This window comes from Pseudomonas sp. WT-JTC, assembly GCF_056711565.1.
Map to the genome: position 1 here is coordinate 4789022 of NZ_CM160042.1, position 8479 is coordinate 4797500.

Annotated in this window: 5 protein-coding genes and 2 rRNA genes (1 of these 7 only partly in view); 1 reads left to right on the top strand and 6 read right to left on the bottom strand. The window is 58.6% G+C overall.

Features of this window, described 5'->3' with window-relative positions; translation table 11 throughout:
- Positions 1-115: 115 nt before the first annotated feature.
- From AC06G5_RS21650 to AC06G5_RS21660, 3 genes are read right to left on the bottom strand one after another with little or no spacing between them, the layout of a single operon-like run.
- Complete coding sequence (locus tag AC06G5_RS21650) at positions 116-1057, bottom strand: 2-hydroxyacid dehydrogenase (RefSeq protein ID WP_480458288.1); 942 nt, start codon at positions 1055-1057, stop codon at positions 116-118.
- The gene (locus AC06G5_RS21655; protein ID WP_007988289.1) at positions 1054-1809 is read right to left on the bottom strand and encodes a class II aldolase/adducin family protein; all 756 of its coding nucleotides are present in this window, start codon (positions 1807-1809) and stop codon (positions 1054-1056) included. The genes AC06G5_RS21650 and AC06G5_RS21655 overlap by 4 nt, the downstream gene beginning before the upstream one ends.
- Positions 1806-3107, bottom strand: a complete 1302-nt coding sequence (locus AC06G5_RS21660) for an MFS transporter (protein ID WP_413422461.1) — start codon at positions 3105-3107, stop codon at positions 1806-1808. The genes AC06G5_RS21655 and AC06G5_RS21660 overlap by 4 nt, the downstream gene beginning before the upstream one ends.
- Positions 3108-3261: 154 nt before the next feature.
- Between AC06G5_RS21660 and AC06G5_RS21665 the strand changes: the two genes are divergently transcribed.
- Positions 3262-4221 (top strand): LysR family transcriptional regulator, encoded by a 960-nt coding sequence (locus AC06G5_RS21665; protein ID WP_413422459.1) that lies wholly within the window; start codon positions 3262-3264, stop codon positions 4219-4221.
- An 11-nt stretch (positions 4222-4232) separates the two neighbouring features.
- On the opposite strand, the gene mrdA is transcribed toward AC06G5_RS21665, so the two are convergent.
- From mrdA to AC06G5_RS21680, 3 genes are all read right to left on the bottom strand, one after another.
- Positions 4233-6125: a penicillin-binding protein 2 gene (gene mrdA / locus AC06G5_RS21670; RefSeq protein WP_413422457.1), complete on the bottom strand. Its 1893-nt coding sequence runs from the start codon at positions 6123-6125 to the stop codon at positions 4233-4235.
- A gap of 286 nt (positions 6126-6411) precedes the next feature.
- Positions 6412-6527: ribosomal RNA gene (gene rrf, locus AC06G5_RS21675) — 5S ribosomal RNA — on the bottom strand.
- A 156-nt stretch (positions 6528-6683) separates the two neighbouring features.
- Positions 6684-8479 (bottom strand): 23S ribosomal RNA (locus AC06G5_RS21680); it runs 1096 nt beyond the window's last position.

Consider the following 8479-nt stretch of genomic DNA (forward strand, 5'->3'; position numbering starts at 1 on the left):
CTGTAGGAGCGAGCCTGCTCGCGATGAACTCAAGAACACCGCGTTTAACCGGCAAACACGCGAAATCGTTAACGACCATCGCGAGCGGGCTCGCTCCTACAAGGGGTGTGTTAGTTCAATATCCCAATACTCGGTCGGCACAGTTGAGTAACGGCTCCCCAGCATTCAGGCGACGGAAGTTCTCCGCCACTTGTTCGGCAATACAGTCATGGGAAGCCGCCGAAGCCATATGCGGGGTGATGCTGACACCGGGCATGGTCCACAGCCGGTTATCGACCGGCAGCGGCTCCTGTTCGAAGACATCCAGCAAGGCGCCGCGCAAGTGCCCTTTCGCCAATGCCTGTTCGAGGTCATCGATGTTCAAATGACCGCCCCGGCCACAGTTGACCAGTGCCGCGCCGCTGGCGAGCCGCTCGAAAGTGGCTCGTCCGAGAATCCCGCGGGTTTCGCTGGTGAGCGGCAACAGGTTGATCAGCAACTCGACGCCGTCGAGAAACGGATGCAACGCATCAGCCCCGGCGAACGTATGCACACCCGGCAAGTCCTTGCTGCGCCGCGCCCAGCCGCGCACGTCATAACCTGCTGCGGCCAGGTCCAGAGCAATCGCGCTGCCCAGCGAGCCGAGCCCCATCACACCGACCTTGAACTGGCCCGCCGCCCGTTGCAGCGGCCGCTCCCAGCGTTGCTCCCGTTGTTGCGACAACACCTGATCGAATCCACGGTGATAGTGAATCACCGCCCAGCGCACGTACTCGGTCATGCCCTGGCGGTGACCCGGATCGACCACACGGCAGATCGGCAGCTCCGGGCATGACGGATCGTGATCGAGGTGATCGATACCGGCGGCCACCGAGTGAATCACCTGCAGGTTCGGCAAGGCGCCAAGACTGCCCGGCAAGGGAAACCAGCACGCCGCCATCTGTGCATTGGCTGCCCGCGAATCATCGGCCAGCACGGCGGTGAGCTGCGGCGCACTGCGGGCAAACGCAGCCTGCAACTGCTTGAGCAGCAAGGTGTCGCGGGATAGCAGAACCACGGTGTTGATGACCGCGTTCATGACAAATAGGACTCGCGCTGGGACTCGATCAAGGTCAGGGCGGCCTCCCAGGCCAGGTCGATGATGTTGTCCTGCTCATCACGGTCAAACTGCTCGGCGGTGTGCGCGCAGACTTCCGGCGATGGGTAATGCAGTGCCGAACCACCGGCCAGCGCCTGCACCTGGGCCTGACAGGCGCGCTCCAGAAAATGGATCTCCTGGAACGCCTGGGCCACGCCCGAGCCACCCACCAGCAATCCGTGGTTGCGCAGAATCATCGCCCGGTGCGGGCCGAGGTCGGCAATCAACCGCTCGCGCTCATCCAGCGACAGCGCGATGCCCTCATAGGTGTGATAGGCCAGCTTGCCGTAGAACTTCAGCGCGTGCTGACTGATCGGCAGCAAGCCTTGCTTCTGTGCCGCGACGGCCATGCCCGCCGCCGTGTGGGTGTGGATCACACAGTTCAGATCGGGCCGCGCCATGTGGATCGCCGAGTGAATCACGAAGCCGGCGGCGTTGACCCTATGGCCCGCGTACTCTGGATCGACCACCCGCCCTTCCTGATCGATACGCACCAGGTCCGAGGCCCGCATGCGGTCGAAGATCACCCCGTAGCGGTTGATCAGGAAGTGGTGCTCGGGCCCCGGAATCCGCAGGGTGATGTGGGTGTCGATCAGGTCGGTCATGCGAAAGTGCGCGACCAGTCGATACAGCGCAGCCAGTTCGCAACGGGCTTGCCATTCAACCGGGTCGATGTGTGCAGGTTTACTCACGAATACACCTCTTTAGCAGCGTGGGTGACGACCGGGTTGGCGCGCAGGCGGGCCAGGCCGCAAACACCGATCAAGGACAGCGCCGAAAGCAAGGTGAAGAACACCGCCAGCGGCAACCATTGTCCGGAAAACTTGCTGGCCAGCAGGGTGCCGATCAGCGGCGTGGTGCCGCCGGCCACGGCGCAAGCCAATTGGTATGCGATGGAAATGCCCGAGTAGCGCAGGTGCACCGGGAAGGCCTGGGTCATGTAGCCGGCGATCACCGCGTACAGGGCCGAAAGAATCACCACGGCCAACGCGATACCGAGCGTCATCAACAGAATGTTCTGCGTACCCACCAGCAGGAACATCGGGTACGGCGTGACCATGCACAGCAGCGCGACCCATTTGAGAAAACGCCCTTCGCCGATACGTTCGGCCAGCAACGCCGAGACCGGTTGCGAGAGCAACTGGATGATGGTCACCAGAAACAGGCAATCGAGAATCGTCGAACGGGCAATGCCCTGGTATTGGGTGACGTAGGTGATCATGAAGGTGTTGGTGAAGAAGAACCCGGCCGAGCCAATGGTCACTGCCGCAGCAGCGAACAGGATCTGCCGCCAGCAGGTGCGGATCACATCCATCACCGGGTATCTGGCGGTCTCGTTGTTGTCCTGGACCTTGGCGAACTCCGGCGACTCGTGAACTCCGGAACGGATCAACAGGCCGACCATCATCAACACGCCGCTGGCAAGAAATGGCAGGCGCCATCCCCAGGCGAGGAACTCCTCTGGCTCAAGGGACGTCACCAGGCGGAAAGCGATCAGTGCCAGCAACAAACCGGCCGGGCTGCCGAGTTGGGCGAACGACGCGTAGAACGTCTTGCGCCTGGCCGGCGCGTGTTCGCTCGCCATCAACACCGCCCCACCCCACTCGCCACCGACCGAAATGCCCTGGATCAAACGCAGCACGATCAGACCGATTGGCGCCCAGATGCCGACGCTGGCATAGCTCGGCAACAGGCCAATGCCGGCGGTGGCGATGCCCATCAAGGCCATGGTCACCAACAGCATTTTCTTGCGCCCCAGACGATCGCCCAGATGACCGAACACCATCCCGGCCATGGGCCGCGCAATAAAGCCGACAGCGAAACTGCCAAATGCCGCAAGGGTACTCATGACCGGGTCGCTGCTGGGGAAGAACACCTGCCCGAGGACCAGCGCCGCCGCGGTGGCGTAGATGTAAAAGTCGTAGAACTCGATGGTCGTGCCAATGAAGGCAGCGGCCGCGGCTCGGCGCGGTTGGGGAGTAGTGTGCATGCAAGGACCCTGTGTACTTATAGTTTTGGGCAGGTGTTAAGGCTGGTGACGGTTGCGCTCTGTGGCGCTTGTGGGCTTTATCGCTTTCGTGCCAGGATTAGTCAATTTTCATATTCTTATCTTTACTATTAGCACTGCTACTACGTGAGGTTTTATGCCCTCCACTTCCAACCCGTGGGTCGGCCGACGCTTTCTCAATGACCGCCTCGACTGGAACCTGCTGCGCACCTATCTGGTCATTGGCCAGGAAGGCAGCATGAGCCGCGCGGCCGCGCGCTTGCACATCACCCAGTCGGCGGTCAGCCAGGCATTGAAACGGCTGGAGGAACAACTGGAATGCGTGTTGATTGCCCGCAGCGGACGACGCTTTGACCTGACGGAAACCGGGGAAGAAGTCCTGCGCATAGCGGCGGATATCTATGGTGATATTTCACGCTTGGGAACGGTGGTGGAGAGCCGTCACGACGACGTGGTGGGCAAGATCCGCATCCTCACCGTCAGCGGTGTGCAGGCGCGGCATTACGATGATTTCCTCGCTGACTTCCATGAAACTCACCCGAAAATCGAGTTGGAAGTCGAGGTGATGGGCAGTTCGAACATCATCAGTTCGCTGCTGCAAAAGACTGCGACCATCGGCGTCGGCCTGTGTCGTTTGCCACAGCCGAGACTGGAACAGCGGGTGCTGTTTCGCGAGACCTACGCTTACTTTTGTGGCCCGCGTCACCGATTGTTCGGTCAAGAGAACCTGGCCCTGGAACAACTGGCGGCGGAAAACTTCGTCAGCTTCACCAGCGATCAATTGGGCGGCAATCTTTCACCCCTGACACTGTTCCGCGATCAGCAGGGTTTCACCGGCAAGATCGTCGCCTCATCCACCAGTTTCGAAGAAATTCATCGCCTGATCTGCGCAGGCTACGGCATCGGCGCCTTGCCCACGCATCTGGTGCGCCGGGATGTCGAGCAAGGTCTGCTCTGGCGCTTGCCGCCGGAAGACGGCGTGGTGGATTTCGATATCCAGTTGTTGTGGAATCGCGAACAGAAGATGAGCCAGGCCGAAACGGTGTTCCTCGAGAGCTTCCAGCACATGCTCAGCATCCGTGAGCCTGTGCTGTGAGCCACGATGATTCAGACGTGAGGATCGCCCGGCGCCTTGCTCGGCGCTGCGTATTGCGGCTTCAGGTGTCCGTCCTGATCGAGTAGCCAGGCGTCCATGATCTCCCGTACGACCGGCCCGGCGACACGACCACCGGCCTCGCCGTTTTCGATCATCACCGAAATCACGATCTTCGGGTGCTCGGCCGGTGCGAAACCGACGAACAAGGCATTGTCGCGGTTACGCTCACGGGTTTTCTCCCGGTTGTAGCGCTCGCCCTGCTTGATCGCCACCACTTGCGCGGTACCACTCTTGCCGGCAATACGGTACTGCGCGCCCGCCGCTGCAGCCCGGGCAATCCCGCGGGCGTCGTGCATCACCATCTGCATGCCATGGTTGACCTGCTCCCAGTCGCGTGGGTCCTTGAGCAGAATGTTCGGCATCGGATGCTCATCCACCGGTGCGACGCCGTCCACGGTCTTGGCCAGGTGCGGGCGGTTCCACACGCCTTTGTTGGCAATCAGCGCCGTGGCCTGGGCCAATTGCAGCGGCGTGACTTGCATGTAGCCTTGGCCGATACCGAGAATCACCGTCTCGCCAGGAAACCAGGCCTGACGACGCGTGGCGCGCTTCCAGGCTTGGGATGGCATCAGGCCGGGGGCTTCTTCATTCATGTCCAGGGAGACTTTCTCACCCAGTCCGAACATCGCCATGTAGTCGTGCAGGCGATCGATACCAAGCTTGTGTGCGAGGTCATAGAAATAGGTGTCGTTGGAACGCATGATCGCCGCATCCATATCCACCCAACCATCGCCGCTGTGGTTCCAGTTGCGGTACTTGTGATCGAAATCCGGCAGCTGGTAATAACCGGGGTCGAACACACGGGTCTGTGGCGTGACGACACCCGTATCGAGGCCGGCGATTGCGACTTCCGGCTTGATGGTCGAACCCGGCGCGTAGAGCCCGCGCAGCACACGGTTGAACAGCGGTCGGTCAATGGAGTCGCGTAGCGTGGAGTATTCCTTGGAGCTGATGCCGGTGACGAACAGATTGGGATCGAAACTCGGGTTGCTGACCATGGCCAACACTTCACCGGTCGACGGATCGAGCGCGACCACGGAGCCACGACGATCGCCCAGGGCTTGCTCGGCGGCTTCCTGAAGCTTGACGTCGAGGCTCAGGACAATGTTTTCGCCTGGCACCGGGTCAGTGTGCTTGAGCACTCGCAGCACGCGGCCCTGAGCATTGGTTTCGACTTCCTCATATCCGACATGGCCGTGCAGTTGCGCCTCGTAGAATTTCTCGATCCCGGTCTTGCCGATGGATTGGGTGCCTCGGTACTCGACCGTATCCAGCGCCTTTGACTCTTTCTCGTTGATACGTCCGACGTAGCCGACTGAATGAGCGAAGTGCTCCCCCAATGGATAGTGACGAACGAATTGCGGCTCGACATCGAGGCCGGGCAAGCGGAACTCGTTGACGGCGAGTACGGCAATCTGTTCTTCGCTCAGTTCGTAGAACAGCGTCACGGGTACGAAGGGGTGACGTGCCTGCTTCATCGCCTTGTCGAACTGCGAGCGGTCTTCAGCGGGCAGGTGCAGGAGATTGACCACTTCGTCCAGTTCGGCGTTCACATCGGTGGCGCGCTCGCGGGTGATGGTCAGGTTGAAGCTGGGACGGTTGTCCGCGAGGAGTACACCGTTGCGGTCATAGATCAATCCGCGGGTAGGCGTAATCGGCAGGACGTGTACGCGGTTGTTTTCGGAGATGGTCGAGTGATAGTCGAACTCGACTACCTGCAGGACGTACAGGCGTACCACCAAAGCACAGGTAATGGCGGCAACGAACAAGGCGCAGGCCATGAGTCTCTTGTTGACCAGGCGTGTTTCTTTTTCGTGGTCCTTGATGGGAATCGGTTCGGGCACTTGTGCAGCAACTCTTTGAAAAGAATGCCGATCCGTGGGCGCAAACTCAGTCCATTAAAAATGAGCTGCACCTTAGCAAAACCGTGGAGTCACGTTCGTGTGATTTTTTTCACAATTGACTTTGCAGGAGCGAGCTTGCTCGCGATGGACGTTAACGATGACGCGGGAAACCTGAGGCCCCGCAGCGGTCTCGGGTTTTTCGCGAGCAAGCTCGCTCCTACAGGGGGGGGGGGCGCCAAAAACAAAACCCCTACCTGCGTGCGCAGATAGGGGTTTCGGAATTTAATCTTGACGATGACCTACTCTCACATGGGGAAACCCCACACTACCATCGGCGATGCATCGTTTCACTGCTGAGTTCGGGATGGGATCAGGTGGTTCCAACGCTCTATGGTCGTCAAGAAATTCGGGTACTGAGTCGTGACCGGAGGGCCTCGCTTCAGCAAATTGGGTATGTGATGGAAATCGGTGTTTTGTGAGCGTCGAACTTTCGGTTCTTTCGTCTTCACACACCGCAATCTGATGCTCTTTCGAGTAGTCAAATTGCTTGGGTGTTATATGGTCAAGCCTCACGGGCAATTAGTATTGGTTAGCTCAACGCCTCACAGCGCTTACACACCCAACCTATCAACGTCGTAGTCTTCGACGGCCCTTCAGGGAGCTCAAGGCTCCAGTGAGATCTCATCTTGAGGCAAGTTTCCCGCTTAGATGCTTTCAGCGGTTATCTTTTCCGAACATAGCTACCCGGCAATGCCACTGGCGTGACAACCGGAACACCAGAGGTTCGTCCACTCCGGTCCTCTCGTACTAGGAGCAGCCCCTCTCAAATCTCAAACGTCCACGGCAGATAGGGACCGAACTGTCTCACGACGTTCTAAACCCAGCTCGCGTACCACTTTAAATGGCGAACAGCCATACCCTTGGGACCGGCTTCAGCCCCAGGATGTGATGAGCCGACATCGAGGTGCCAAACACCGCCGTCGATATGAACTCTTGGGCGGTATCAGCCTGTTATCCCCGGAGTACCTTTTATCCGTTGAGCGATGGCCCTTCCATACAGAACCACCGGATCACTAAGACCTACTTTCGTACCTGCTCGACGTGTCTGTCTCGCAGTCAAGCGCGCTTTTGCCTTTATACTCTACGACCGATTTCCGACCGGTCTGAGCGCACCTTCGTACTCCTCCGTTACTCTTTAGGAGGAGACCGCCCCAGTCAAACTACCCACCATACACTGTCCTCGATCCGGATAACGGACCTGAGTTAGAACCTCAAAGTTGCCAGGGTGGTATTTCAAGGATGGCTCCACGCGAACTGGCGTCCACGCTTCAAAGCCTCCCACCTATCCTACACAAGCAAATTCAAAGTCCAGTGCAAAGCTATAGTAAAGGTTCACGGGGTCTTTCCGTCTAGCCGCGGATACACTGCATCTTCACAGCGATTTCAATTTCACTGAGTCTCGGGTGGAGACAGCGCCGCCATCGTTACGCCATTCGTGCAGGTCGGAACTTACCCGACAAGGAATTTCGCTACCTTAGGACCGTTATAGTTACGGCCGCCGTTTACCGGGGCTTCGATCAAGAGCTTCGCGTTAGCTAACCCCATCAATTAACCTTCCGGCACCGGGCAGGCGTCACACCCTATACGTCCACTTTCGTGTTTGCAGAGTGCTGTGTTTTTAATAAACAGTCGCAGCGGCCTGGTATCTTCGACCGGCGTGGGCTTACGCAGTAAATGCTTCACCCTCACCGGCGCACCTTCTCCCGAAGTTACGGTGCCATTTTGCCTAGTTCCTTCACCCGAGTTCTCTCAAGCGCCTTGGTATTCTCTACCCAACCACCTGTGTCGGTTTGGGGTACGGTTCCTGGTTACCTGAAGCTTAGAAGCTTTTCTTGGAAGCATGGCATCAACCACTTCGTCACCCAAAGGGTAACTCGTCATCAGCTCTCGGCCTTAAGATCCCGGATTTACCTAAGATCTCAGCCTACCACCTTAAACTTGGACAACCAACGCCAAGCTGGCCTAGCCTTCTCCGTCCCTCCATCGCAATAACCAGAAGTACAGGAATATTAACCTGTTTTCCATCGACTACGCTTTTCAGCCTCGCCTTAGGGACCGACTAACCCTGCGTCGATTAACGTTGCGCAGGAAACCTTGGTCTTTCGGCGTGGGTGTTTTTCACACCCATTGTCGTTACTCATGTCAGCATTCGCACTTCTGATACCTCCAGCAAGCTTCTCAACTCACCTTCACAGGCTTACAGAACGCTCCTCTACCGCATCACTTGCGTGATACCCGTAGCTTCGGTGTATGGTTTGAGCCCCGTTACATCTTCCGCGCAGGCCGACTCGACT

Bases quoted from the DNA above. Each gene is read 5' to 3' on its own strand.
- AC06G5_RS21660 (WP_413422461.1), bottom strand. From the start codon at position 3,107: ATGCACACTACTCCCCAACCGCGCCGAGCCGCGGCCGCTGCCTTCATT.
- AC06G5_RS21650 (WP_480458288.1), bottom strand. From the start codon at position 1,057: ATGAACGCGGTCATCAACACCGTGGTTCTGCTATCCCGCGACACCTTG.
- AC06G5_RS21665 (WP_413422459.1), top strand. From the start codon at position 3,262: ATGCCCTCCACTTCCAACCCGTGGGTCGGCCGACGCTTTCTCAATGAC.